We start from the raw sequence: 24,963 nt of genomic DNA on the forward strand, positions 1-24,963 counted from the left end.
TTCATCTTTTAGTATGTTGTTTAGCTCTTAATCACACTACTAACTCATGGATTTACCCTTTAAGTATAGTGTTTAGCTCTTAATCACACTACTAACTCATGGGTTCCCCCCTTTTAGTATAGTGTTTAGCTCTTAATCACACTACTAACTCCTGGATTTACCCTTTTAGTATGGTGTTTAGCTCTTAATCACACTACTAACTCATGGGTTCCCCCCTTTTAGTATAGTGTTTAGCTCTTAATCACACTACTAACTCATGGGTCCCCCCCTTTTAGTATAGTGTTTAGCTCTTAGTCACACTACTAACTCCTGGGTTCCCCCGATTAGAATTCAACCTCTAATCCCTATATTAATTCCAAGATTCCACCTTTTAATTTCCCTGCTAAGCATGCTCCTCAGCCCTTAATCGCCTATCAACTTACAGTATGTCACCTTTTCAGCCGCATTACTTAGCTCTTTTTCAGGTGTTTTCATATTCCTCCAAAATGTTATCACACTAATTTCAGCACCGGAAAGACACAAAGAAGGACCAGCCGGGTCAAGCCGGCCAGCCCTAAAGAAAGAATTATTCTGATACGTAATGGATCCACCATTCCTGAACCTGGTCGGATAAAAACGGTGTATTGGTTATCATGAATTCAGCAAGTACAGAATCATTCAACAGTGTCTGAATCATGGAAATCGGCAGCAATGCCGCGATGTATAATAAAATAAAAACAACAATATAGGTTTCTATGAAACCCAATATTCCCCCGCCCAAAACATTCAATTGTTTCAGGATCGGCAGGTGTGCAACAAAATCAAGCATGGATCCGAGGATTTGAAATACAATCCGGACAGCAAAAAATATAATAGCAAAGGCAATGACCCGATAATAAGACTGGTCCAGATTCGTTGCTTCAAAAAGCATATTTAATGTAGATTCTTCATCCAGCACCGGAAAGGGAATCCATAACGTTAATTTTGGTGCCAGCTGATCGTAGTAGATATAAGCAATGATAAATGAAATGATAAAACCTGTCATATGTACAAGCTGAAGGATAAACCCTCTCCTCAATCCGACAAAGAATCCGAAAACGAGGATAATCAATAGTGCTAAATCAAGCATAATATTTTCAATCCTTTAATTTTTTTAATTCTTCTTCCAGACTTTCGCAGTACTCTTTCAGCTTAAGGTTGTCATGAAGCGTGTTCACCGCAGTGAGTACGGCAAGCTTGCTCTTATCCAGGGAAGAATTCATGGAGCTGATCTCTCTCATTTTTTCGTCGACCAAGGAAGCCACCTGACGGATATGGCTGGTAGATTCAGTACCGACAATAACATATTGCGTCCCATATATATCCACAGTTGTACGGTTTTTTTGTTCTTGAGACAACATGAAAGCCCCCCATCATAAGAATCCTAAACATTATCATAACATGAATGTAATAAATATGGGAAAGAAAATGTCATTTTACGTCTAATTTTGTTCGCAATTCTAAAAGCAGCCAAAGTTTGATATGATTTAAGTTCAACCTTACATATGAAACACTTTTATGGAGAAGGGAATGGGCTACGTGGCAAACACAGTTTTACAATGCTCCACATCAAAGATCAATGAAATGAAAACTTATTATAAAAACAATCTGCAAAGCAAACTGCCCCCCGGGTCGGTTTTTACTGCAAAAGTACCTGGATGCACTATCACAGCTTACCGGTCTGGGAAAGTTCTTTTTCAAGGCGGAAGCGGCCAGGAAGAAGCAGGCAGATGGGGCTCAACGGAAGCAGCATCCCCTGCCAAAAGCGGCAGACCAAAAACGAATCCTAAGCTTCCAGCCAATATCGCGGACATGTCGATTCTTGGTTCGGATGAAGTAGGAACAGGCGACTTCTTCGGCCCTATCACGGTCGTTGCTGCTTATGTAAAAAAAGAACAAATACCACTCTTGAAGGAGCTTGGCGTCCGGGACTCCAAAAACCTGACCGATGACAAAATCATAGCCATTGCAAAAGATCTGCTTTCTGTCATTCCATACAGCCTTCTCATTTGTCATAACGAAAAATATAATGACCTCCAGGAGAAGGGAATGTCTCAGGGAAAAATCAAAGCACTGCTTCACAACAGGGCGATCCTTAACCTGCTTCAAAAAATAGAGCCGGAGAAGCCTGAAGCTATTTTGATAGACCAGTTTGCAGAAGAAAACACTTATTACAAATACCTTGCTGGCCAAAAGGAAATCCACAGGGAAAATGTACTCTTCAGTACAAAAGGTGAAAGCATTCACCTATCCGTAGCCGCTGCTTCCATACTGGCTCGATATGCCTTTGTGAAAGAGATGGATAAACTCAGCGCAGCTGCAGGATTCCAAATTCCAAAGGGTGCTGGAAAGCAAGTTGATGTCACTGCCGCCAGAATCATCCGCCAATCCGGTGCTGACGAACTGAAAAAAATCACAAAGTGGCATTTCGCCAATAGTGATAAGGCGCAAAAGCTTGCGAGGCATTGAGGCCATTGCTACTTAGACAGTAAAATATAATGGGAATCAATAAAAAACACAACTGCAAGCAGTCCAATCAGAATAGATTGGACTGCTTTTTATACTAAAAATTTCAGTTAGATGCTTAAAGACTTTGTGTTCCTTTACTATTCCGCCCCAACAACAATAATACTTGTGCTGCGACTGCCAGGATTGGCAATTCTAATAACGGACCGATTACTAAAGTCAATGCGATTAACGGTTCGTCCGGGAAGGCGGTCATCGCAATCGCTAAAGCAATAGGCGAGTTTCTAGCTAAGGTCGTCAAGCTTAAGCTGATTCTGTCAGAGGAAGAGAATCCCATAACTCTTCCAATTTTTTGTCCCGCAAAAAAATTAATAATAAAGAATAACATAACCGGAATGAAAATTTTCCATATTAAACTTAAATTATCCAGAAGCAGTCCCCCTTTTGATGCAAACATAGCAGTAATGGCCAAACTCAAGAAGAGCACCGGAAATACGGCCAGTTTAGTTATAAGATTTTCCCTCCATTCTTGTCTGTTTTTCAAAAGGTAATTAGTTAAAACTGCTAAAAATAAAGGAAGAATTAAAACCAGAAGAATGCTCTCCACTAGAAATTGCATCTCGATGACACCGGTGGTTCCCTCAAAAATAAGAAGATAAATCGGCAGCAGCAGTACCTGCAGGATCAAATTCAATGGCAGGATGGCAGCAGAGAGTGCTACATTGCCTTTTGCAATACCCGTAAAAATTAAATACCAATCCGTACAGGGTGTGACCATCAGCATAATGAAGCCTATGTATAAAGGAGTCTGCCCATCTAAAAAGACCAACGCCAGTATCCACGCCAGCAAAGGGGTCCAGACAAAATTGATGAGTAGTGATGTATAGGTAAACTTTCTATTTTTAAAAGCTTTCTTTATCTCCTCTAAAGGAATTTGCAAGAAAGTGATATAGAGCATGACAACTAACAAAGGAACGATGAAACTTCCTGCATAAGCCCTTACAAACTCCACTTGCCCTATTACTATGCCAATGATCACTGCTGAGAAAATAATGATGGTATACAATTTTTCAAATAAGTTCATAGTGAATCACAACCCAACCTGCTGTAAAATTTTTTTAAATTATAACACAGCGTCAATTTGAATAGATGCTCCATGATTCATCCAAGGAGACCGCTCAACTTAATTTTAACACAAAAATTGCAAGTTATTTTTTACATAGGGTTGAAAGCCCCCAGTATATAAGATAAGAGAAAAACGCTCCGAGGCTTCACACTCGGAGCGTTTCTCTATGGCAGCAGTAACAATACTGAACCTATTCAATTCTGCCCTGGCTTACTAGCCTCTCAGCTCAGCCCCGGCTTTTTCTTTAACAGCATCCAAAACTTTGTTGTGCGCTTTAACGACTTCATCGTCAGTCAATGTTCGGGATGGATCAAAGTATTTCAGTGAATACGCAAGAGATTTCTTGCCAGGTTCCATATGCTCACCTTGATACAAGTCAAAGACGGAAACTTCTTTCAGCAGCTTGCCGCCCGCTTCTTTGATGATGGACTGCAGCTCACCTGCTTTGATATCCTGCTGAACTACAAGAGCAATATCTCTTGAAATCGATGGGTATCTAGGAATCGGTGAATACTGTAATGCCGGCAAATTAAAGTTGTATAGAGGTGCCGCTTCGATTTCGAATACATAGGTTTCATTCAAATCCATATCTTTTTGGACCTGAGGATGCACCTGTCCAACGAACCCGATAACCTTTTCGTCTAAAAGGATTTCCGCTGTACGTCCAGGATGCATGCCATCCAGTTCTTCCGCTTGGCGGAATCTGATATGCTCAGAAACACCCAATTCTTCAAAGAGGCCTTGAAGAATTCCTTTTACAACGAAGAAATCAACAGGCTTCTTTTCACCCTGCCATGGATGGCTGTTCCATAATCCAGTGACAGCACCGGCAATATGCTCATGTTCAGAAGGAAGCTCCTGTCCCTCTTCTTTCAGGAATACAGATCCTGTTTCATAAAAAGCAAGACTGTCATTTTGGCGGGCTGTATTGTAAGACAGCACTTCAAGCAATTGCGGGATGATACTCAGACGCAGGTTGCTGCGCTCTTCACTCATAGGCATGATCAGGCGGATCGGTTCGCGCTTATCGATGGCATACTGACCTGCTTTTGCATCATTAGTCAGAGAGTAAGTGATAGCTTGCTGCAGGCCGGAGCCTTCCAGGTTGCTGCGTGTAGCTCGGCGTTTGATTTGGAATGGAGTCAGGCTTCCTGCTGTCGCATCTCCTTCAGGGAGAGTCAATGGCAGGTTATCGTATCCATACAATCTTGCCACTTCTTCAAGCAGATCTTCAGGAATTGTGATATCCCCTCTTCGGGTCGGAACTGTTACCTGAAATTCTTCCCCGTTAACAGCTGTTTCAAATCCAAGGCGGGTAAAGATATTTTCCACTTCCCCGGCACTGATTTCGGTTCCAAGCACTGAGTTGATTTTATCCAGGGTAATCGTTACAACTGCCGGCTCCACCTTCAGATTATCTACTGTGACGGAGCCTTCCAGTACGTCTCCGCCTGCATATTCTGCCATCAATGAAACAGCTCTTTCCGCCGCTTCTCTAACACGGTTTGGATCGACTCCCTTTTCATAGCGCGTGCTCGCTTCGCTTCTAAGACCGTGGTCTTTCGAAGCAGTCCTCACCGTTCCGCCTGCAAAGTAAGCAGATTCTAGTAATACAGTCGTTGTTTCCTGGCCCACTTCAGAGTTCGCGCCGCCCATTACACCGGCTAGTGCGATTGGCTCTGTTCCATTGGTGATCACTAAGTGGTTTTCATTCAGCTTTCTTTCTTCATCATCCAAAGTGACAATCACTTCATCCTGTTTCGCTTTTCGTACAAGGATTTCCTTGGAACCAAGACGGTCATAATCAAACGCATGAAGCGGCTGGCCGTATTCCAGCAGAATGTAGTTAGTGATGTCGACCACATTGTTATGAGGACGGATACCTGAAGCAATCAGACGGTTTTGCATCCACATTGGAGACGGACCGATTTTGATATTTTTAACCATTTTCGCTACATAGAGAGGGTTATCTTCTGCTGCTTCAACATTCAACGTAATATAATCTTCTGCTTTTTCAGATGATACCGAAGTATCAATTTCAGGCTTTTTCACAGAACGGCTTAGGATTGCGGCTACCTCATAAGCTACACCCAGCATACTTAATGCATCTGATCTATTTGGCGTTAAACCCAGTTCAAGAATCGCATCATCCAAGTTCAGCTCTGAAACAGCATCTGCTCCGACTTCTGTTTCCTGTGAGAAAACATAAATCCCTTCAGCTTGTTCTTTTGGTACAAGCTTGCCTTCGACACCAAGCTCTTGCAGTGAACAGATCATTCCGTTAGACTGCTGCCCGCGGAGCTTCGCTTTTTTGATTTTAAAATTGCCTGGCAGCACAGCTCCCACTTTCGCTACAGGTACCTTCTGGCCTTTCGCCACATTAGGTGCGCCACAGATGATTTGAACGGGCTCTTCTTCACCGACATCTACCTGGCATCTGTTTAATTTATCTGCATCCGGATGAGGCTCGCATTCCAATACATGCCCAACCACGACATTCTTGATCTCTTTTCCGATGACCTCGACACCCTCGACTTCAATTCCGCTGCGGGTGATTTTTTCAGCCAGTTCTTCAGGGGTAACGCCGGAAAGATCGACATAATCCTGCAGCCATTTATATGAAACAAACATTTTCCTGCCTCCTTATTATTCCTGGGTTTGAAATTGTTTTAAGAAACGAACATCGTCTGTATAGAAGTGACGGATATCATCAATTCCATATTTCAGCATCGCAATACGCTCTGGCCCCATACCAAAAGCGAATCCTGTGTACTTCTTAGAATCGAATCCGGACATCTCGAGTACGTTCGGATGCACCATTCCGCCTCCAAGAATTTCAATCCAGCCAGTGCCTTTACATACACTGCAGCCTTTGCCGCCGCAAATCTTACACGTGATATCCATTTCTACAGAAGGCTCTGTGAAAGGGAAAAAGCTTGGACGAAGACGGATTTCCCTGTCTTCACCGAACATTTTTTTCGCAAACACCTGCAGAGTTCCTTTCAGGTCGCTCATACGGATGTTTTCACCGATAACAAGTCCTTCAATCTGCATGAATTGATGAGAGTGCGTCGCGTCATCATTATCGCGGCGGTACACTTTCCCGGGGCAGATAACTTTAACAGGGCCTTTTCCTTCATGCTTCTCCATCGTTCTTGCCTGTACAGGTGAAGTGTGGGTCCTAAGTAAAGTTTCCTCCGTTATATAGAAAGAGTCCTGCATATCTCTTGCCGGATGTCCTTTAGGAAGATTCAACGCTTCGAAATTGTAAAAGTCGGTTTCAACTTCCGGTCCTTCTGCAATGCTGTAACCCATTCCGATGAACAGATCCTCGATTTCCTCCACAATTTTCGTCAGCGGATGTTTGCTTCCTTTTTTGACAGGTCTGCCAGGCAGGGTGACATCAATCGTTTCTGATGCGAGCTTTTTATTGACAGCCTCTTTTTCAAGTTTTTCATTTTTCTCTTCCAGGCGTTCTGTGATGGCCGCTCGAACATCATTGGCGAGGGCTCCCATTTTCGGGCGTTCCTCAGCAGACAGCTTGCCCATCCCTCTTAAGACCTCGGTAATAGGTCCTTTTTTTCCAAGATAAGCAACACGGATATCGTTGAGCTCTTTAAGCCCTTCTGCTGCTTCGATTTGTTGAAGAGCTTCGTCTTGCAACTGCTTTAGTTTTGCTTCCATGCAAATGGCCTCCTTAGCTGATTTTGGCATTTTATTTAAACAACAAAAAAACCTCTTCCCAATCAAGGGACGAGGTTATCGTCGCGGTACCACCCTTATTAACACACAGCAAACCTGTGTTCTCTTCATTGGGATAACGGCTTTTCGCCGGGGCATCTTTCGGTTTCCTGAAGAAACGGTCCCGATGCCAACTCAAGAGGTGAACGTTCGCGGTGGTGTCCATAAGAGCACTTTCAGTCACGGTACTCTTTCCCTGAAATGGTTACAACACGCTACTTTTCTCTATCATTGTTTTTTACATATGTGCATTCATTATAGAAAACATTCCAGCTTATTTCAAACCTTTTTCAAAAATCACTGCGCCTTTTTTAAGTGATACATTAGAATCCCGGCAGCAATTGCCACATTCAATGATTCGCTCTTGCCGTAAATCGGCACATAAAGGTTCTGGTCCGTAGAACCCAGAATGGATGGGGATACGCCATTGCCTTCATTCCCCAGGATAAGGGCGAATGACTCTTCACTGGATACTTTATGGTATTCCACACTGTTCTCTAATGCGGTTCCATAAACCGGAACTCCCTCATTTTTCAACCTCTCTATCCAGTCCGGCAATTCCCCTTTTACAATCGGAAGATGAAAGTGGCTTCCCTGCGCTGAACGAAGAACTTTCGGATTATACAGGTCGGCAGTACCTTCACCAAGAATAATCATATCAATACCGGCTGCGTCTGCAGTGCGGATGATGGTGCCGAGATTACCTGGATCCTGTACTTCATCAAGCATCAAGAATGTTCTGCCTTTCAACTCGCCTTCCTGGGTTTCAGGCTGATAGCACACCGCAAAAACTCCCTGACTGGTTTCAGTAGCCGAGACTGCTTTGGCAGCATCTTCAGACAGCTGTGTGACCGAAACAGAGTCAAGATTCCAAGCGGAGGGAAGATCAATTCCTTCTTTCACCAGTACCTCTTGAACAACTTCATTATATTTAAGGGCTTCCTCAACCAGATGGAAACCTTCAACCATATATGTACCTGAGCGGTCGCGCTCTTTCTTTGTATGCAGCTTCTTCCACTGCTTCACTTGTGGATTTTTAGCAGATTGAACATATTTCACAGTTTGTGTCTCCTTGTGAACAGTTTGGCGGCTGATCTGTGTACATTATCTTTATGCCGCTTTCGAATTTACATTATACCTCACATTTCGTACATAATAAACGGGAAGTGGGAGAAGATAACCAAGAAAGCACTAATTTCAGGGTAAAGGAGCGTTTTAAAATGGGATTGAACTTAAGAAATGCGATCATCCATAATGTTTCAGGAAATAATCAGGATCAGTTAAAAGACACGATTGTTGACGCCATTCAGGGCGGAGAGGAAAAAACTCTTCCTGGTCTTGGCGTTCTGATGGAAGTATTTTGGAATACGGCAGATCCACAAGAGCAGAAAATGCTGCTGGAAACAATTGAAGAAGGCTTGAAGGGTTGATTAAGGCGGATGCATTGTGCATCCGTTTTTCATTTGCCTTGGCTGGGGTATTTTCGGGTAAGCTTGATTGAATACAGAGGGCCAGTGTGACGTCCGTTTTATATGATGGATTAGGATGAGATTTGCGGGACATTGAGATTCATTTTTTTGATAGTTAACGGCCCAGGAGCAGGATTTACGGGCCATTGAGATTTGCTTTTTGTACGGATAACGGCTCGGAAACGGGATTTGCGGGCCATTGAGATTTGCTTCTTTGATGGATAACGGCCCGGTAACCGTATTTGCTGGCCATTGAGATTTGCTTTTTGTACGGATAACGGCCCGGAAACGGGATTTACGGGCCATTGAGATTTGCTTTTTGTACGGATAACGGCCCGGAAACGGGATTTGCGGGCCATTGAGATTTGCTTCTTTGATGGATAACGGCCCGGTAACCGTATTTGCGGGCCATTGAGATTTGCTTTTTGTACGGATAACGGCCCGGTAACCGTATTTGCTGGCCGTTGAGATTTGCTTTTTGTACGGATAACGGCCCGGAAACGGGATTTGCGGGCGATTGAGATTTGCTTTTTGTACGGATAACGGCCCGGAAACGGGATTTGCGGGCCATTGAGATTCACTTTTTGTACGGATAACGGCCCAGAAACGGGATTTGCGGGCCATTGAGATTCACTTTTTGTACGGATAACGGCCCGGAAACGGGATTTGCGGGCCATTGAGATTTGCTTTTTTACGGTTAACGGCCTGGAAGAGGAATTCCCGGGCCGAAACCGAGAAAGCTCTATCGCCAACGTAAATTCAAACCTCTCATCTATCATTTATTATTCATCCCTGCATTAATGCCGATTTGTCCCATACCTCAGCAGCCTCAGTAAATCAATTAGAAGCACAACAAAAAAAGAGACCCTCAAAAGGTCTCTTTTTCAACAAATCAATCAAACGTAATTTTAGCAACAGTGTCTTTATCAAGACGCTTGATGACTTCCGTGATTAGTTTCACTGCATTTTCGTAGTCATCACGGTGAAGCATCGCTGCATGAGAGTGAATGTAGCGTGTTGCAATCGTGATGGAAAGTGCGGGGACACCATTTGCCGTCAAATGGATAGCGCCTGAATCGGTTCCGCCGCCTGCAATCGCATCGAACTGGTAAGGGATGTTGTTTTCATCTGCAATATCCGTAACAAAGTCACGAAGGCCTTTGTGTGAAACCATGGATGCATCATAAAGAATGATCTGCGGGCCTTCACCCATTTTGCTTTGTGCTTCTTTTTCAGAAACACCAGGAGTATCGCCGGCGATTCCGACATCGACACCAAATGCGATGTCCGGCTTGATTTTAGAAGCAGAAGTTCTTGCGCCGCGAAGGCCGACTTCTTCTTGGACGGTTCCAACACCGTATACGACGTTTGGATGGTTTTCGCCTTTTAATCCTTTTAGGACATCGATGGCAATCGCACAGCCGATACGGTTATCCCAAGCTTTGGCTAAAAGCATTTTATCATTGTTCATTACAGTGAATTCGAAGTAAGGAACAACCATGTCACCAGGCTTAACGCCCCACTCTTGTGCTTCGTCACGGCTTGAAGCTCCGATATCGATGAACATGTCTTTGATATCAACCGGCTTTTTGCGTGCTTCCGGAGGCAGGATGTGAGGCGGCTTTGAACCGATTACCCCTGTGATATCTCCTTTGTTTGTTACGATTGTCACACGCTGGGCCAGCATCACCTGCGACCACCAGCCGCCGACTGTTTGGAAACGAAGGAAGCCTTTGTCATCAATTTGAGTAATCATGAATCCGACTTCATCAAGATGGCCGGCTACCATGATTTTTGGACCGTTTTCATCGCCGACTTTCTTAGCTATCAAGCTTCCAAGATTATCAGTTGTGATTTCATCTGCGAAAGGTTCTATGTATTTCTTCATTACTTCTCTTGCTTCGCGCTCATTACCTGGCACACCTTTAGCATCTGTCAAATCTTTCAGCATGCTTAGTGTTTCGTCTAGTTTCGCCATTATTTCGACCCCCTAATGATTTTATGTACCACTGAATATAATAACAAATTATCAGAATTTATTCAAAAAATTTGCATATAACACAGCAGCTACCGTTAGATTTCCTCTATCAGCAAATAATATCCTGTCAGTACCCTTGTTCCTGGCGCCTGTAGTTCACTTCATTTTTCTGCTTATAAGCCTGTACTACTTCCTCATGTGAAAAACCAAGAGACTCCCCTAAATAAAAGTATTGATGCACAAGCTGGTCATACTCGGTCACTGACCTTTTGGACGTAAAATCATTGATGGATTGATACACCTTCAGGAACTGCTCTGTAAGACCGGCATCCCTGTAGCTCGCATCCCTCAGCTTGAAATTTTTGATGCCAAGCTCAATTCCCAAAGATAAAATGAAATGGACGCCATCTACAAATTCTTCAAGAATGACATCCTTTTCTGAAGAAGATTTCTTGCTCCAAAATTTAAAACACCTTGTTTCATTGGCCAGCTCCCCGATCTCCACCAGCAGAGCCAGCGTTTTCTCCTGAAACAGGTCCTCTTCTTCCAGCCCATGTTCCTTTTCAATATATGTATCCAGTGCTTTCTGCATTTGAAATAACTCATTAATATTCATGATTATCCTCTTCCTTTCTAAAAGTACCCTCATAAAATCCTTCTTCAGCCCCGAACACTATACCATACTGTGCAGTCTGCTGAAAAAAATAATTTTTTTTCAATTTAAATGAAACTTTTTTCCGGCTCAATCGTAGAGAGAAATGGATGTACTATGCAGTGTGATTGTCTGGAGGGTTAAACGATGCTGATACTGATTAGGATTTTGGTCTTTTTACTTATTATTTATCTATTATACCGCGCCTTTAAATACGTTGTGAATCCAAAGCGCAAGTTGGAATTAGCTTCAGAACAGAAGAAATTCTACTTCCTCGACGATCAAGAAAATGTCAGGAAAAACTTCCTGGTCACTTATAAAGGTGTTTTATTTCAGGGAGAGAAGTACCTGGGTACTACAGAACGCGCCTTTGAGGTTGTTTCTATTTTTGTTTGGGTTGAAAATGCCAACCTATTAAAAGGAATCAGCTATGAAGACCTGAAATATGTAGAAACAGAAATATTGGAGAGGTACCCCAATGCCTCGATTGACTGGAAAAGTCCTTTAAAAGAGTTTATTAACAAAAAACAGGAACCGGAAATGGAATGACCATTCCCCCGGCTCCTGTTTTTTAGGCTCTTCTCTAAAACTATAATTTTATGACGGCTGATGAAAGAACTCCCGCCACTTAATCACTTTCACTTTTTCCCTCAAGGTATAAAACAGCAGACACAACCCCAATAGAATCATCGCGATAATCCCAGGGGTAAAATCGGAAATGAATTCACCAAACACGGTATAAAAGAACGCCAGGGGCAGGTTTGCCAGAAAAGAACTTTTCAAATAGTCCCCCAGTGCTGGCCTTCTTTCCATCAAACAAACATTCAAAAGTTGATAATGAACAAAAGGCACAAGCCTCAAAACCGCAATCTGCCCGACTGTCAGAACCGCCCCCTGCCCAAACCACTTTTGTTTAAGATTTAACAGCTTTTGATTCAGACCGGGAAACATTTTTAATATAAAATAAGAGCCTGCTGACAGCAATGTTAATCCAGCCAGAGAATACAAAGTGCCAAAAACACTGCCAAATAGAATGCCCCCGACTATACAAACCAGGACCACGGGTATAAAAATAAATTGCCTGACGATATGAAATAAAATGAATGCGAGGGGAGCCAGCCATCCGCTTGCTTCAATAAAAGTAAACACAAAGGCATATCTATCATCCATGCCCCCACCTCTTTTCTACATGTTACTACAGCATATACAATGGTACGAGCTGTTAGAACAAGACATCCTATCTCAGCACATTTCTATCCTTGATAAAAGACAAACGCAAGGGCTGAATAACTGATCAGCTGCCCAACTGACAATGCCGGAAGACCATATTTAAAAACATTATGTTTCGTCTTATGCCTGAACACTCTCATCCCGGCGAAACAGCCGGCTGCTCCCCCAAGAAACGCTGCCTTCCAAATCGAACTTTCTTTTATCCTGTATTTTTGCTTCTTCGCCCTGGTTTTATCATTAGCCATGATCATATAACCCATTAGGTTCATAATAATAAAATACGTGATTAATAGTATTAGTGCTGTGTTCATTAGCTAATGCCTCTTTTCAAGTTTATCGTGACTATAAAATTTAAACCTTCATTACTTTAATTATAAAGGAAGAATGCCATGCCGCAACAACTGAATATTTACCTGTTCTTCTCATTTTTAAGCTAATTAATATCACTCATTTAGGAATACTATTCTTGAGGTGTTATCCATGATTAGATTCATAATTCCGTTAGTAACAATCCTTTTATTAGTTCCTCCTATAATGGCAGATGCAGCCATGCCAGGGTATTCTGTTGCTGCTCAACATGAAGAAGAAAATATCGTTTTATACGGCAAGGAAATGAATGACTTATATTATGACTTTAAAGTTGATTTCAAAGGGGCTGTCTTTTCAAGACCTTTCTGGATCAATGTTACTAATCCTGCATATGCTCCAAAAATTTACTATCATGATATAAATAGGGATAACAGGAACGAATTAATCATCATTTTAACAAGAGGGTATGGTACCGGTGTTCTAGACCAGGAAGTTTATGTTTTTCACCTAGGCACTAAGCGGTTCAAGGAGGTTTTGGTAGACTCGCCGCTAGCCATTGTCAACAAAAATATAAGAACCAGTCTTTCCCCCTCCAAAGCAGAAATCAGTATCGGAAATAAACATTATTCATTCAATGTTAAAAAATTGAATCTGCTTCCTGAGACCTTGTTTGAAGAGATAAATCTTGTCAGCATTATTAACTATGAGGTGAAAGATCACAAATTGACTGCCACGCTGCATCCCCAGTTTTCGCCTGGTGCTTTTGTTGGAAATATAATAATTACTTATGAGTTTCGTGACAATATGTACCAAGCGGAAAAAATTGAATTTAAGTTAGAGAATGAATGAGTTGAGCAGCGTTGGTCGAATAGGCCAACGCTTTATCTGATAGCTGGCAAAAATGAATTACTTTATCTATTCATAAACAAACTTAGCCGAATCTTTCTGTGTTGGGAAAAGGGACATTATCAACTAGTCAATGACTTCGTGCTCATTAATAGCGGGAAAAATTCCCCTTAATTTAATGATAGCACCGAAAAACAGCTTGAATAGAGGGAGAAATTCCCCTTATTTCACTCAAAACACTAGAAAACAAGTGCTTTTTTGTTAATAAGGGGAAATACTCCCCTTATTTACCAATAAACTGTACTCAAAGCTATGATTAATGGGAAAAATTCCCCTTAAATAAAGAATAGAACCGAAAATAGTTAAACTAGAGGAAAAAATTTCTCTTAAAGCACTATTGCATTTCTCCCCCTTCACGTAAAGGGATTGGAACGGAATGCGTGCGACCTCCTGCGGGACTAGCGGGACAGGTGAGACCCCGCAGGCAAAGCCGAGGAGGCTCACCGCCCGCCCCGCGGAGTCGTGCGGCTGGAGTGGAAATCCATCACTTTTCCATAGCCACAATCTTTACGAAAACAGCCTTTTAATAATAAGGGAAAAATTCCCTTATTCACTAACAAAAGGAGCTCCAATTTACAATTAACGGTAAAATCTTCCCTTATTTCTCTCCTTACGAATGCAGCTGCAAAACCTCAACGCTAATAGAGCCTTCCACTTTTTATAGATACATACAAAAAAGCCATCCTCCAAGGAGAATGGCTTTTATAAAGTGAATTACTTGTTGTTTTGAGATTTTGCAGCTTCTGCTAATTGAGCAAATGCTTTTTCGTCGTTAACAGCAAGCTCAGCAAGCATTTTGCGGTTCACTTCGATACCTGCAAGTTTAAGACCATGCATCATGCGGCTGTAAGAAAGACCATTCATGCGTGCAGCTGCATTGATACGAGTGATCCAAAGCTTACGGAAGTCGCGCTTTTTCTGGCGACGATCGCGGTAAGCATACATATAAGATTTCATAACCTGCTGGTTAGCTACTTTGTATAATGTATGTTTTGAACCGTAAAAACCTTTTGCTAATTTAAGAACTCTTTTGCGACGTCTGCGTGTTACTGTACCGCCTTTTACACGTGGCATATAATTTCCCTCCTAGTGTTAAATCTTCGATATTATAAGTTGTCAAGCATGTGACGAATGCGTTTGAAATCACCTTTAGAAACTACAGCGCCTTTACGTAGCTTACGCTTTTGCTTCGTAGATTTGTTAGCGAATAAATGGCTTGTATAAGCATGAGAGCGTTTCAATTTTCCAGAACCTGTCTTCTTAAAACGCTTAGCTGAGCCGCGGTGAGTTTTCATTTTTGGCATGTGAAATTCCTCCTCGATCCATTACTTTTCATTAATAGGTGCTAAAACTAAGAACATACTGCGTCCTTCCATCTTTGGCTTCGATTCTACTGTAGAAAGATCTTTACATGCTTCAGAGAAACGATCCAGTACGCGTTGGCCGATTTCTTTATGAGTAATGGCACGGCCTTTAAAGCGGATAGAAGCTTTTACTTTATCTCCTTTTTCAAGGAACTTGCGAGCATTGCGAAGCTTAGTGTTAAAATCATGTTCTTCGATACCAGGGCTCAGACGAACCTCTTTCAAATTGATGATTTTCTGGTTTTTGCGAGCTTCTTTCTCTTTCTTCTGCTGCTCGAACTTATACTTGCCATGGTCCATGATACGGCCCACTGGCGGTTTTGCATTCGGAGCAACCAATACAAGATCAAGGTTCACACGTCCAGCGATTTCTAATGCTTCATTTTTGGATTTAATTCCAAGCTGCTCTCCATTTTGGTCAATCAAACGGATTTCACGAGCGCGTATGCCTTCGTTAACGAACATGTCTTTGCTAATAGTCAGCCACCTCCAAGGTTAATTAAGAATACTGTGTTTGGGTCAAGATCAGCATTGAGCAAATAGCTGCAGGGCAAGAATGTATGTTGGTTTTAAGCCATAAAAAAATGCCGGTGGCAAAAGCACACCCGCATTATAAGACGTAAACGTCATAAAGTACATTTCGTAAAACCTGCCAACTGCCTAGTGCGTCAATCAGGTGAGAAGCGGGTAGCTCCTTCTTTACCGCAAACTGTATTCAATTACCTTAGTTACTATATCATAATCAGTCTTACACTGTCAAATGATCGCTTTCTTTTGCAACAAGATTTATCTTATCAAAAGTCTGCCCAGAACGCAATAGCTTTTCTGCAAAAATGTTTGAAAAGTCATTTTTGGGGCTAAAGAATAGTAGCAGAAATTTCAAAGGAGTGTTTTTTATGAAAAAATTATTCACCGTCGGTACGGCACTTTCAATAACACTCATGCTCGGCGCCTGCCAGGATTCAGAAGAAGGGCAAAATGAGAGCCAGGAGGAAGTACAAAATCCCGAAGAAGGCCAAGATGCTGATACAGTGATTGCGTACGACTATTTTGATATGAAAGTTGATTATCAAGACCTTGAAAATGCTTATGCAGTTGAATACGAAAAAGAAGGAGAAGGCCAGGACGTCGATATTACTGATAACATTAACAATAAAGAATACGATACCACAGATGACAGCGTAGCGTTTGGAGACATCCAGCCTGCTTTCAGCGAGTTGGAATTTGATGAAGATACTCCTGATGAAGAAGTAGCTCAACAGCTTGTTGATGCATTTGGACTGAGAGAAGACTATGAAAGAATCGAACTCGAGGTCGACTTTACCGAGGGCGGAGAGAAAAACTTCACGATCGAAAACCCATCGAATTCTTAATCAATAATCTATAAATGATGTATTTTAAAAAGGCCGTTCCTTTATGGAAACGGCCTCTTTGCTGATGTTATCTATTCACTTCATCCGTTACTTTCGCGATGAAATCTGAAAGTGAGATGGTTTCTGAGTTTTGCTCGCCATACTTACGAACATTGACGGCTTCCTCTTTAATTTCATTATCACCGACTACAAGCATATATGGAGTCTTGCTCATTTGCGCTTCACGGATCTTGTAGCCGATTTTTTCATCACGGCTGTCAAGTTCTACACGCAGCCCTTTTGCCTGCAGGTCTTCCTGTACTTTTTTTGCATAATCGAAATGCACATCTGGAGAAACAGGGATGACCTGAACCTGCACTGGTGCCAGCCAAGTCGGGAAAGCTCCCTTGTATTCTTCAATCAAGAACGCGACAAATCGTTCCATTGTTGAAACAACTCCGCGGTGGATAACAACCGGACGATGGTGCTTGCCATCTTCTCCGATATAAGTTAAGTCAAAGCGCTCAGGTAGCAAGAAGTCCAGCTGAACAGTTGAAAGAGTTTCCTCTTTGCCCAAAGCTGTCTTCACCTGCACATCCAATTTTGGGCCGTAGAATGCTGCTTCGCCCTCTGCTTCGAAATAATCGATTTCCATTTCATCCATTGCTTCTTTCAGCATGGCTTGCGCTCTCTCCCACATTTGATCATCGTCAAAATACTTTTCTGTATCCTGAGGATCACGGTAGGATAGTCTGAAGGAGTAATCGTTAAGATCGAAATCCTTATAGACCTCAAGGACCAGACGGACAACGCGCTTGAACTCTTCTTTGATTTGATCTGGACGCACGAATAGATGGGCATCATTCAGAGTCATTCCTCTTACACGCTGCAATCCAGATAGAGCTCCGGACATTTCATATCGGTGCATTGTTCCGAGTTCAGCGATACGAATCGGAAGCTCACGGTAGCTGTGGATGCTGTTTTTGTAAATCATCATGTGATGCGGGCAGTTCATCGGACGAAGAACCAATTGTTCATTATCCATATCCATGACAGGGAACATATTTTCCTGATAATGATCCCAGTGTCCGCTTGTTTTATACAGATCTACACTGCCCATCACTGGGGTATACACATGGTCATAGCCAAGTTTTTCTTCTTTATCGACGATATAGCGCTCGATGATGCGGCGGATTGTCGCACCTTTTGGCAGCCACATTGGAAGGCCTTGTCCGACTTTCTGTGAGTTCATGAACAAATTAAGTTCTTTACCGATTTTACGGTGGTCACGTTCCTTTGCTTCCTCTAGCAGGCGCAAGTGCTCTTTTAAATCTTCTTTTTTGAAGAAAGCAGTACCGTAAATACGCTGCAGCATTTTGTTATCACTGTTTCCGCGCCAATAAGCCCCTGCCACACTAAGCAGTTTGAATTCTTTGATTTTGCCTGTTGATGGAACATGGATTCCTCGGCACAGGTCAAAAAAGTCGCCTTGCTCATAGATGGAAACCTGCTCTCCTTGAGGAATTGCCTCGAGAAGTTCAAGCTTATATTCATCCCCGATATCTTCGTACATTTTCTGAGCTTCATCACGGCTGACATCTTTTCTGACAACCTCAATATTGGATTCAGAAATCTTTTTCATCTCTTTTTCAATTTTCGGAAGGTCCTCAGATGTAATGCTGTGCTCTGAATCGATATCATAGTAGAAGCCGCCTTCTATAACAGGACCAATCGCAAGTTTAGCATCTGGATATAACCTTTTCACCGCCTGTGCCATCAAGTGCGCTGAACTGTGGCGCAGCACTTCAAGAGCATCGTCATGATCAGGTGTAACGATTTCAATCGGTCCATCCTCTGTAATCGGTGTTCTTAGATCGATCAGGTTTCCATTGATTTTTCCTGCCAGTGCTTTTTTCTTTAAACCTGAGCTGATGGATGATGCAATTTCTTCAGTTGTCGTTCCTCGGGGAAACTCCTTTACTGCTCCATCAGGAAATGTAATTTTTAATGACTCTGACATAATGTTGTTCCTCCTTATTTGCATTGTTTGGTGCTCTGGGGGCTTTTAAAAAAACTTTAAAAACACAAAAAACCCCATCCCTTCAAAAATGAAGGGACGAGGTTTGTTAGTTTCATCTCGTGGTTCCACCCAACTTCTCATTTGTATTTTCAAAAAAATGAAATACAAATGACTCCGGATCATATAACGGCTGCTGCCGTCAACCAATACTGACGAACGATAAGCGGCGAATTTCTGCGTCGATTTCACTCGCTCGGATCCTCACGTATTAAGATACGCTCCGGTCCTCTCTCCCTCATCTCCTTGAACTTCTTGCTTCTCGTTCGTCAGGGACGGGGATTGCGGCGAATTTCTGCGTCGATTTCGCTATTTCTGCATTGTTTTCGCTCGATCGTGTTCATGGTTGAAGTTCAGAGGCGGTCAGTGCTTCAATCGTGTTGGGAAGTTCCAGCCTAAGCTTCCCTCTCTGTGAACCGTGTTTGAATACTGTTGTCCTCATCAAAACCTTGATATATGAAGTTAATATGTAGGTTATTATAGTCGGTTAGATGAGGAAAATCAAGCATATGACAGCAATTTGGGCTATTCATTTGCAGCATCGGGAATCTCGGGTTGGACACTGCCTGAAAATGCGGATAGCGGCAGAATCCTTACACGCTCCTCGAATATGTTTTGAATGGTTCGAATGAGCTTGATTTCGGAATCGGTGCAATACACATTGATCTGTTTGGGTGCCATGGACAGCAATGGGGCAATGGTATAGGAATCCACATATACAGGATGATTGGTCAAGAGGCGCTTGTCCACGAGACTGAACAATTCATTTCGTTTCAACTCTTTCAGGTCTGCATTGAAAAACAGCAGATCATAATTAGAAAAATAAAGATGAATGCACTCCTCCTGGTTGTTTTTTCCTGCCAGGTAGTCTCTCAGCATTTGGACGAACATCTGATAGTCCTGTTCGAGTTTATATTCATCGATCGCCCTTTCTACATACAAAACCGTTCTTTCATAAAGAGCTTTCAATCGGAACTTTACAAAAGAATCAAAGTGGACAGGTTCCTCTGCTTCCAATAAAGGCTCCAGATTACTTATTAGAAAACCGGTTTCATCCCACTCCTCGATCAGGCTGGTTAATTCGTCCCTTTCGCCTGAGAGCATTTCATCAATGACCATCAGGATTTGTTCCTGCTCATGCTGATCTTTGTAAAGGTAGTATTCCGACAACATAAAGGCTGACCAATCAAGCCTTTTTGTTTTCATAATAAAATGGAACAGACCACCCAGGATGGCTTGATGATCCTTCTGCTTATCCACTGACACAATATAATGCACTTGATTTTGAAAAAGAGTTTCGTGAATCAGCGAGCTGCACGACTCTTTTTCAAAGAACTTTTGGAGATTCTTAGCGTCTCCGTTTTGTTTGAAGATAATCTCAAACAATCCGCTCCCCCCTTTAAAGCCAAATCCCTGCTTTATATATTATGGGGAGCTGGGACAAATTAGAAGTCTTCATATTTACTTTCAATCAAATCAAGAAATATTTTTGTATCACCAAAAATTTTCCCTACTAGGGATGCGGCTGTTTAAGAAACTGGATTTCCGCTCCAGCCGAGCGACTCCGCGGGGCGGGCGGTGAGCCTCCTCGGCTTCGCCTGTGGGGTCTCACCTGTCCCGCTAGTCCCGCAGGAGGTCGCACGTCTTCCACTCCAATCCTTCTTGCCAAAAGGGAAAGGTAGGTAAAATAGTATGTAAAAGCAAATATCTTTTAGAAAATAGTCTTAATGTATATTACTGTGAATACCCACTTAAAAGCGTTTGAAAGGTATATAGACTTTAGTTCGATAATTAAATTAGATGCATTCTCTTCATTATCCCTTTCCTAAATAAATTCAGAGCAAGAATACTGTTAAAATATTCCGAAACTTAAAGTGGTAAGCTTTCGTCTAATCACTAATGGGTTTCTTAGGTATTATTAAAGGGGAGGATGTAAAAATGTCATCGTTAAAACGGATTTTGTTTTATACCGTCTACATTTTAATTATCTTGATTACTCTTTATTACGGATTGAATTATCAAAATACACTCATTGAACAATCGAAAAATATATATGAGAAGCCAAATGCCCTTCATTATTATTCAATCGTTTACTCTATTTTTATAGGTAGTCTTTTTGCTTTACCCCATATAATTGGGTTTCTTAATAAAACCGGAGTCTGGAAATATGATTGGATAAGAAGTCTAATGGTTGGTCTCCCTACACTTTTTGTTACTTTCTTGCCAGTTCTTTACTGGACTATACCTGAATATATTCAATTCCTCCCCACTCAGCTTTTACACTTAGCAGGTCCAACTTTAATACTTCCAACGATTTGCGGAGTATTGTTTGGCTATACATTAGTGTCCAGTTTCAAGAAAGTATTTTAGTTATCTTATCTAAAAAAGGATACTAATTCACATCATGTGAATTAGTATCCCTATGCAGTTTTAATTTATTTTTTCTTTTACGGCTCTGAACCTCACCAGCCCCTTCTACTGTCTTCGATTAATTCCATCAAGAAGGACCGGCTTGGTTAAGTACTTGATTCTCTCCATGATTCTCGCAGCCTTCATTTTTTCCTCTTCCCCGCGTTGTGAATACGTAAGGTGATGTTTCAGGCCTTCGTAATCAAAGTTTGAAGTGAAGAAGGTTGGAAGGTTTTCCAGCATTCGGAATTGCAGGATGGTTCCCAGAATTTCGTCCCTCACCCAGCTCGACATGGTTTCTGCACCGATGTCATCAAGCATGAGGATAGGAGCCTTCTTGACGGCATCCAGTTTTTCATCCATGGAATGATCATTGAGGGACTGCTTCATCTCCCGCACAAACTCCGGCATGTAAACCAGCAGGGAGGAGATTTTCTTATCCGCAAGCTGATTAGCTATGGCACCGAGGAGATATGATTTCCCCACCCCGAACTTACCATGAAAATATAAACCCTTCTGGCTTCTGCCCGCTTCATAACTTTCAACAAATTCATTAGCGAGGTCCACCGCTTCCAGTCTTCCTGGCGAATCCAGATCGATGGTCGAGAAAGACGCCTGAAGAATATCCCTGGGTACATAAAGGCTCTTAATCAGCTTCTCAGACTTCCTCTTCTCATCATCCATTTCCTTGCGCGGGCAGACATGATACTCAATATCGATGAGTTCTCCTCTTATGACTAAATGGGGATCATACCCTTTCATCATATTCTTACATTCGGAGAGGCTTGGACAATCCACACACTGTTTGCTCTGCGAGATATATTCATAGAGCTTCATCATGCTGTTATCCACCATTGTTTTAGTGACTTTGCCTTGGTTCTTTTCAATAAAATGCTTTACATAATCGTCTTGCATGATCTCCTGCCTCATTTTTTCATATCTTTCTTTAAAGGTTTGGGAGCCCGCAAGCTTTTTCAGGGAATTTTGGATCGAATCCACTCTTCTTCACCTACTTTCGGTATTTCTTCAGTTTTTCTTCCAATTTTCGTTTCTGCTCTTCAAAATTAGAGCTGTTTTGATCAGGCTTCTTATCTGCTGTGTCTGCAGGTTTTTCGTCAAACCAATCAGGCAGCTTCTCAGTCCTGACTGGTTTTTTATAATTTCTCTTATTATCTTTTTTGCCTTCAGCCCATGACAGGTATTCCTTGTGCTCTTTCTTAGCCAATTCCATCGCTTCCTGGGCAGTAGAGACCTTCTTCCGCACCCATTGAGAAGCAATCTTCTCCACATATCCCTTCGTGAGCTTCATATCTGTTTTTAAAAGGACGTATTGTAAAAGGACATTGGCCACACCGGTGGAAAGTTTCTTGGATATCATCACTTCTTCAATGGCCTGCAAATCGCTTTTTGCCGGCTCAATCCCTCCGGAAATATCCTTAAGAACTTCTTTGGGAGAAGTCGTTTCAAGATACTCTATTAACTCTTCTTCTTTTGTAGCAGGAGTTTTCCTGGATGCTTCAGCAGTTTGTTCCGTCTTGGTCTTCAAATCCGGAAGCGGGTCCCCCGCATTATGGAGCTGATACCAATCCCTTGCCGCTTTACGTAATTCCTCGATATTAATTTCCTCGTCTTCCGTCAAAGCACTCAGCACGACATTCTTCATTTGCAGCGGGTCTATGCTGTATAAACAGCTTAGCTTAGCAACTGTTTCTTTTACATTAGGAGTGAAAGCCCGCCTCGGAACCATGTTCTGAGAAAGTCCGGCAAGCAGCAAGTCAAAATCGAAATCTATGGTGTCAACTGGTACACCGGGCGAACTTTGCGGCTCCGTAAACCTTTCTCCTTCAGATAGCGAGCTTGCTTTTTCGGCTTCATCATCGAGCAGGTTAATCGATTGGCTTGAAGTATAAATATCCTGAAATGACCTAGTGACTTCCCTATACTTTGAAAAGTCCTTTTCTTCATCGCAAAAGAATTTCTTTAAACGATTGAAATGGGTCTTTCCGATTTTCCTGAAGAGGTATACATTCAGCATTCCGTCAGAAAAGAATTGCTGAGGAGACAACGGAGGCTGGACTTCATAAATGAATTCCCTTGGATCTCCACCTTGTTTCTCATACGTCTTCAATAATCCGATGCCCTCCAACTTCATTCTCGCCTCGTAAACATCAGGCAGGTTGGAAGAAAGAAAATTCATCAAGTGATAATGAGTCGATTGTTCGGAATTCAACCTGTTCGCCTCTACCTCATTTAACAGGGTCATATACAGGCTGTAGCATATCGGCCCTATCAACGGCTGATATAGGAATGTGACAGCTTTCCTTTCATATTCCTGAATGACTCCGTTTAGACATACCGTATATCTGTCGACAGGCTGAATTTTATTCCAGTGATTCTTCATTAGATCTCCTTACCTTTCCAAATACGACGACTTGCGGAGGGTGCCCTGTAACAAAGAGAAAAAGAGCCAAGAAGTACCTCAGCTCAAACACAGTCAGTCTTTTTTAATCAAATCTTTTAACTCATCTATAAACACATTAATATCTTTGAACTGGCGGTAAACAGACGCAAAGCGGACATAGGCAACTTCATCCACTTTCGCAAGGCGGTCCATAACAAGTTCACCGATTTTTTCCGATTGAACTTCCGATGACCCTTCATTCCTCAATTCTTTTTCAATATCTCCCGTGATGCTGTCGAGAGTATCCAAGGAGACAGGGCGCTTTTCACACGCTTTTATAAGGCCTCGCAGCATCTTCTCGCGGCTGAACTCTTCACGGATCCCTTCCTTTTTGACAACGATGAGAGGATACTCCTCCACTTTTTCAAAAGTTGTGAATCTGTAAGAGCAAACTTCGCATTCCCGTCTTCTTCTGATCGACCGGCCTTCGTCAACCGGACGGGAGTCAACCACTCTCGTTCCATTATATTTACACGATGGACATTTCATAATATCAGCTCCGAATCTTTGTCACAGTCGGACTACGCTTTTGTTTATCTACTTAAATAATATATAACCGGACGCTCAACCACAAGATGGAATTTATGCCCTTTTCAATCTGCTGTCCAAGATTTTATAAAAAGAAGCGATTTCCTGCTTCATCTTCGGATACAAGCCCGGCACCTTTTTCTCTGCACTGATTTTAAAATCGACTGCAAATTCAAATGGTGCAACATTTATGGCCGTTACAACGATGAAATAACCGGGAAATCCGCCTTTCTCCACTGTAATTTCCCCGCGTTCCCTCGACTCGGCAATCACTTTATACCCCCCTGATGCAAACAAGTCCAAAACTGCCTGAAAAACCTTATCCTGAGCAGATTTATAGTAATGGGTCTGAATTGCTTTATCCTGAGTGCTGTCAGATGTTTCAATATCCGATTTAAATATTGTCATGATCGATGTAAATACTCCCAAGTTTCTTCCCTCGCTATCTTCATTCAAATATCCCGCAGGTTTCCCCGTCAAGACCTTTTAGTTTCCGAAAAATATATTCCTGCTCTTATTGTACCGAAATTCTTCACTTAAAAAAAGCATTCCCCACCCAAAGTCATGGACTTTGACAAATACTTGCATCCCAGAGGTGGAAACAGCTAAAAGAATGACCAAAAGCACAAGTGCCCTTTTAAGTCCGGACAGAACATTTTTGGTCTAGAAGGATGCATTTTCGCTGTGATATGTATGGAGGTTGGTGGCGCTTCGGTCGGGAGGGATGGATTTCAGCTGTGATGTGTATGAAGTTGGCGCTGCCTCGGTCGGGAGGGATGGATTTCGACTGTGATATGTATGAGGTTGGCGCTGCCTCGGTCGGGAGTGGTGGATTTCGACTGTGATATGTATGAGGTTGGCGCTGCCTCGGTCGGGA

The 24,963-nt window shown here is 42.3% G+C and carries 26 protein-coding genes and 2 other annotated features; of the genes, 6 read left to right on the forward strand and 20 right to left on the reverse strand.

Annotated features, from left to right (window positions below; translation table 11 throughout):
* Positions 1-565: 565 nt before the first annotated feature.
* Both FZC79_RS04195 and zapA read right to left on the reverse strand, forming a co-directional pair.
* Complete coding sequence (locus tag FZC79_RS04195) at positions 566-1,108, reverse strand: CvpA family protein (RefSeq protein ID WP_148945597.1); 543 nt, start codon at positions 1,106-1,108, stop codon at positions 566-568.
* Positions 1,109-1,115: 7 nt separating this feature from the next.
* Entirely contained in the window at positions 1,116-1,376 is a 261-nt protein-coding gene (zapA, locus tag FZC79_RS04200; protein WP_148945598.1) for a cell division protein ZapA, read from the reverse strand.
* Positions 1,377-1,557: 181 nt separating this feature from the next.
* Here zapA and rnhC point away from each other — a divergent pair, with 181 nt between their 5' ends.
* Positions 1,558-2,487, forward strand: coding sequence for a ribonuclease HIII (rnhC, locus tag FZC79_RS04205; RefSeq protein WP_148945599.1), 930 nt, complete (start codon positions 1,558-1,560; stop codon positions 2,485-2,487).
* 115 nt (positions 2,488-2,602) lie between these two features.
* Here rnhC and FZC79_RS04210 read toward each other — a convergent pair whose 3' ends face one another.
* The 4 genes from FZC79_RS04210 to FZC79_RS04225 all read right to left on the reverse strand — a co-directional run bounded on the left by FZC79_RS04210 (position 2,603) and on the right by FZC79_RS04225 (position 8,410).
* Entirely contained in the window at positions 2,603-3,568 is a 966-nt protein-coding gene (locus FZC79_RS04210) for an arsenic resistance protein (RefSeq protein WP_148945600.1), read from the reverse strand.
* A gap of 255 nt (positions 3,569-3,823) precedes the next feature.
* Positions 3,824-6,241, reverse strand: a complete 2,418-nt coding sequence (gene pheT, locus FZC79_RS04215) for a phenylalanine--tRNA ligase subunit beta (protein WP_148945601.1) — start codon at positions 6,239-6,241, stop codon at positions 3,824-3,826.
* A 15-nt stretch (positions 6,242-6,256) separates the two neighbouring features.
* Entirely contained in the window at positions 6,257-7,294 is a 1,038-nt protein-coding gene (gene pheS, locus FZC79_RS04220) for a phenylalanine--tRNA ligase subunit alpha (RefSeq protein WP_148937889.1), read from the reverse strand.
* A gap of 62 nt (positions 7,295-7,356) precedes the next feature.
* Positions 7,357-7,592, reverse strand: a binding site (T-box leader).
* Positions 7,593-7,648: 56 nt separating this feature from the next.
* Positions 7,649-8,410 (reverse strand): TrmH family RNA methyltransferase, encoded by a 762-nt coding sequence (locus tag FZC79_RS04225; RefSeq protein WP_148945602.1) that lies wholly within the window; start codon positions 8,408-8,410, stop codon positions 7,649-7,651.
* A gap of 161 nt (positions 8,411-8,571) precedes the next feature.
* Between FZC79_RS04225 and sspI the strand changes: the two genes are divergently transcribed.
* Positions 8,572-8,781, forward strand: a complete 210-nt coding sequence (gene sspI / locus FZC79_RS04230; RefSeq protein ID WP_148937891.1) for a small acid-soluble spore protein SspI — start codon at positions 8,572-8,574, stop codon at positions 8,779-8,781.
* A gap of 110 nt (positions 8,782-8,891) precedes the next feature.
* On the opposite strand, the gene FZC79_RS04235 is transcribed toward sspI, so the two are convergent.
* The 3 genes from FZC79_RS04235 to FZC79_RS04245 form a co-directional block, all read right to left on the reverse strand.
* Positions 8,892-9,599, reverse strand: a complete 708-nt coding sequence (locus FZC79_RS04235) for a hypothetical protein (protein ID WP_148945603.1) — start codon at positions 9,597-9,599, stop codon at positions 8,892-8,894.
* A 113-nt stretch (positions 9,600-9,712) separates the two neighbouring features.
* Positions 9,713-10,798 carry a M42 family metallopeptidase gene (locus FZC79_RS04240; RefSeq protein ID WP_148945604.1) on the reverse strand — a complete coding sequence of 362 codons (1,086 nt, stop codon included), beginning with the start codon at positions 10,796-10,798 and terminating at the stop codon, positions 9,713-9,715.
* A gap of 127 nt (positions 10,799-10,925) precedes the next feature.
* Entirely contained in the window at positions 10,926-11,414 is a 489-nt protein-coding gene (locus FZC79_RS04245) for a dUTP diphosphatase (RefSeq protein ID WP_148945605.1), read from the reverse strand.
* A 183-nt stretch (positions 11,415-11,597) separates the two neighbouring features.
* Here FZC79_RS04245 and FZC79_RS04250 point away from each other — a divergent pair, with 183 nt between their 5' ends.
* Entirely contained in the window at positions 11,598-11,999 is a 402-nt protein-coding gene (locus tag FZC79_RS04250) for a sigma-w pathway protein ysdB (protein WP_187442640.1), read from the forward strand.
* Positions 12,000-12,047: 48 nt separating this feature from the next.
* Here the strand turns inward: FZC79_RS04250 and FZC79_RS04255 are convergent, their stop codons facing one another.
* Positions 12,048-12,620, reverse strand: coding sequence for a TVP38/TMEM64 family protein (locus FZC79_RS04255; protein WP_148945606.1), 573 nt, complete (start codon positions 12,618-12,620; stop codon positions 12,048-12,050).
* A gap of 83 nt (positions 12,621-12,703) precedes the next feature.
* Complete coding sequence (locus tag FZC79_RS04260) at positions 12,704-12,991, reverse strand: DUF1294 domain-containing protein (RefSeq protein ID WP_148945607.1); 288 nt, start codon at positions 12,989-12,991, stop codon at positions 12,704-12,706.
* Positions 12,992-13,160: 169 nt separating this feature from the next.
* On the opposite strand from FZC79_RS04260, the gene FZC79_RS04265 reads away from it, so the two are divergent.
* Complete coding sequence (locus FZC79_RS04265; protein WP_252183241.1) at positions 13,161-13,838, forward strand: hypothetical protein; 678 nt, start codon at positions 13,161-13,163, stop codon at positions 13,836-13,838.
* Between the two features lie 771 nt (positions 13,839-14,609).
* On the opposite strand, the gene rplT is transcribed toward FZC79_RS04265, so the two are convergent.
* The 3 genes from rplT to infC are packed head-to-tail and all read right to left on the reverse strand — an operon-like array spanning position 14,610 to position 15,724.
* A complete protein-coding gene (gene rplT, locus FZC79_RS04275) occupies positions 14,610-14,969 on the reverse strand; it encodes a 50S ribosomal protein L20 (RefSeq protein ID WP_113928487.1) in 360 nt (119 codons plus the stop codon).
* A 32-nt stretch (positions 14,970-15,001) separates the two neighbouring features.
* Entirely contained in the window at positions 15,002-15,199 is a 198-nt protein-coding gene (gene rpmI / locus FZC79_RS04280; protein ID WP_113928486.1) for a 50S ribosomal protein L35, read from the reverse strand.
* A 21-nt stretch (positions 15,200-15,220) separates the two neighbouring features.
* A complete protein-coding gene (gene infC / locus FZC79_RS04285; protein ID WP_113928485.1) occupies positions 15,221-15,724 on the reverse strand; it encodes a translation initiation factor IF-3 in 504 nt (167 codons plus the stop codon).
* A 107-nt stretch (positions 15,725-15,831) separates the two neighbouring features.
* Positions 15,832-15,965: a sequence feature (ribosomal protein L20 leader region), on the reverse strand.
* A gap of 190 nt (positions 15,966-16,155) precedes the next feature.
* Between infC and FZC79_RS04290 the strand changes: the two genes are divergently transcribed.
* The gene (locus tag FZC79_RS04290) at positions 16,156-16,632 is read left to right on the forward strand and encodes a YusW family protein (protein WP_187442641.1); all 477 of its coding nucleotides are present in this window, start codon (positions 16,156-16,158) and stop codon (positions 16,630-16,632) included.
* Between the two features lie 67 nt (positions 16,633-16,699).
* Here the strand turns inward: FZC79_RS04290 and thrS are convergent, their stop codons facing one another.
* Both thrS and ytxC read right to left on the reverse strand, forming a co-directional pair.
* Positions 16,700-18,631 carry a threonine--tRNA ligase gene (gene thrS, locus FZC79_RS04295; protein WP_148945610.1) on the reverse strand — a complete coding sequence of 644 codons (1,932 nt, stop codon included), beginning with the start codon at positions 18,629-18,631 and terminating at the stop codon, positions 16,700-16,702.
* Between the two features lie 582 nt (positions 18,632-19,213).
* Complete coding sequence (gene ytxC / locus FZC79_RS04300) at positions 19,214-20,074, reverse strand: sporulation protein YtxC (protein ID WP_148945611.1); 861 nt, start codon at positions 20,072-20,074, stop codon at positions 19,214-19,216.
* 552 nt (positions 20,075-20,626) lie between these two features.
* Between ytxC and FZC79_RS04305 the strand changes: the two genes are divergently transcribed.
* Positions 20,627-21,058 (forward strand): hypothetical protein, encoded by a 432-nt coding sequence (locus tag FZC79_RS04305; protein ID WP_148945612.1) that lies wholly within the window; start codon positions 20,627-20,629, stop codon positions 21,056-21,058.
* A gap of 105 nt (positions 21,059-21,163) precedes the next feature.
* Here FZC79_RS04305 and dnaI read toward each other — a convergent pair whose 3' ends face one another.
* The 4 genes from dnaI to FZC79_RS04325 form a co-directional block, all read right to left on the reverse strand.
* A complete protein-coding gene (dnaI, locus tag FZC79_RS04310) occupies positions 21,164-22,096 on the reverse strand; it encodes a primosomal protein DnaI (protein WP_148945613.1) in 933 nt (310 codons plus the stop codon).
* A 10-nt stretch (positions 22,097-22,106) separates the two neighbouring features.
* Positions 22,107-23,498, reverse strand: a complete 1,392-nt coding sequence (locus FZC79_RS04315) for a replication initiation and membrane attachment family protein (protein WP_148945614.1) — start codon at positions 23,496-23,498, stop codon at positions 22,107-22,109.
* Positions 23,499-23,591: 93 nt separating this feature from the next.
* Positions 23,592-24,047 (reverse strand): transcriptional regulator NrdR, encoded by a 456-nt coding sequence (nrdR, locus tag FZC79_RS04320; protein ID WP_148945615.1) that lies wholly within the window; start codon positions 24,045-24,047, stop codon positions 23,592-23,594.
* A gap of 93 nt (positions 24,048-24,140) precedes the next feature.
* Positions 24,141-24,494 (reverse strand): cytosolic protein, encoded by a 354-nt coding sequence (locus tag FZC79_RS04325; RefSeq protein ID WP_148945616.1) that lies wholly within the window; start codon positions 24,492-24,494, stop codon positions 24,141-24,143.
* Positions 24,495-24,963 lie beyond the last annotated feature (469 nt).

Source organism: Rossellomorea vietnamensis (assembly GCF_008180615.1).
Lineage (GTDB): Bacteria > Bacillota > Bacilli > Bacillales > Bacillaceae_B > Rossellomorea > Rossellomorea vietnamensis_D.

Bases quoted from the DNA above. Each gene is read 5' to 3' on its own strand.
- FZC79_RS04195 (WP_148945597.1), bottom strand. From the start codon at position 1,108: ATGCTTGATTTAGCACTATTGATTATCCTCGTTTTCGGATTCTTTGTC.
- FZC79_RS04210 (WP_148945600.1), bottom strand. From the start codon at position 3,568: ATGAACTTATTTGAAAAATTGTATACCATCATTATTTTCTCAGCAGTG.
- pheT (WP_148945601.1), bottom strand. From the start codon at position 6,241: ATGTTTGTTTCATATAAATGGCTGCAGGATTATGTCGATCTTTCCGGC.
- pheS (WP_148937889.1), bottom strand. From the start codon at position 7,294: ATGGAAGCAAAACTAAAGCAGTTGCAAGACGAAGCTCTTCAACAAATC.
- sspI (WP_148937891.1), top strand. From the start codon at position 8,572: ATGGGATTGAACTTAAGAAATGCGATCATCCATAATGTTTCAGGAAAT.
- FZC79_RS04235 (WP_148945603.1), bottom strand. From the start codon at position 9,599: ATGATAGATGAGAGGTTTGAATTTACGTTGGCGATAGAGCTTTCTCGG.
- FZC79_RS04240 (WP_148945604.1), bottom strand. From the start codon at position 10,798: ATGGCGAAACTAGACGAAACACTAAGCATGCTGAAAGATTTGACAGAT.
- FZC79_RS04245 (WP_148945605.1), bottom strand. From the start codon at position 11,414: ATGAATATTAATGAGTTATTTCAAATGCAGAAAGCACTGGATACATAT.
- FZC79_RS04250 (WP_187442640.1), top strand. From the start codon at position 11,598: ATGCTGATACTGATTAGGATTTTGGTCTTTTTACTTATTATTTATCTA.
- FZC79_RS04255 (WP_148945606.1), bottom strand. From the start codon at position 12,620: ATGGATGATAGATATGCCTTTGTGTTTACTTTTATTGAAGCAAGCGGA.
- FZC79_RS04260 (WP_148945607.1), bottom strand. From the start codon at position 12,991: ATGAACACAGCACTAATACTATTAATCACGTATTTTATTATTATGAAC.
- FZC79_RS04265 (WP_252183241.1), top strand. From the start codon at position 13,161: ATGATTAGATTCATAATTCCGTTAGTAACAATCCTTTTATTAGTTCCT.
- rplT (WP_113928487.1), bottom strand. From the start codon at position 14,969: ATGCCACGTGTAAAAGGCGGTACAGTAACACGCAGACGTCGCAAAAGA.
- rpmI (WP_113928486.1), bottom strand. From the start codon at position 15,199: ATGCCAAAAATGAAAACTCACCGCGGCTCAGCTAAGCGTTTTAAGAAG.
- infC (WP_113928485.1), bottom strand. From the start codon at position 15,724: ATGTTCGTTAACGAAGGCATACGCGCTCGTGAAATCCGTTTGATTGAC.
- FZC79_RS04290 (WP_187442641.1), top strand. From the start codon at position 16,156: ATGAAAAAATTATTCACCGTCGGTACGGCACTTTCAATAACACTCATG.
- thrS (WP_148945610.1), bottom strand. From the start codon at position 18,631: ATGTCAGAGTCATTAAAAATTACATTTCCTGATGGAGCAGTAAAGGAG.
- FZC79_RS04305 (WP_148945612.1), top strand. From the start codon at position 20,627: ATGTCATCGTTAAAACGGATTTTGTTTTATACCGTCTACATTTTAATT.
- FZC79_RS04315 (WP_148945614.1), bottom strand. From the start codon at position 23,498: ATGAAGAATCACTGGAATAAAATTCAGCCTGTCGACAGATATACGGTA.
- nrdR (WP_148945615.1), bottom strand. From the start codon at position 24,047: ATGAAATGTCCATCGTGTAAATATAATGGAACGAGAGTGGTTGACTCC.
- FZC79_RS04325 (WP_148945616.1), bottom strand. From the start codon at position 24,494: ATGACAATATTTAAATCGGATATTGAAACATCTGACAGCACTCAGGAT.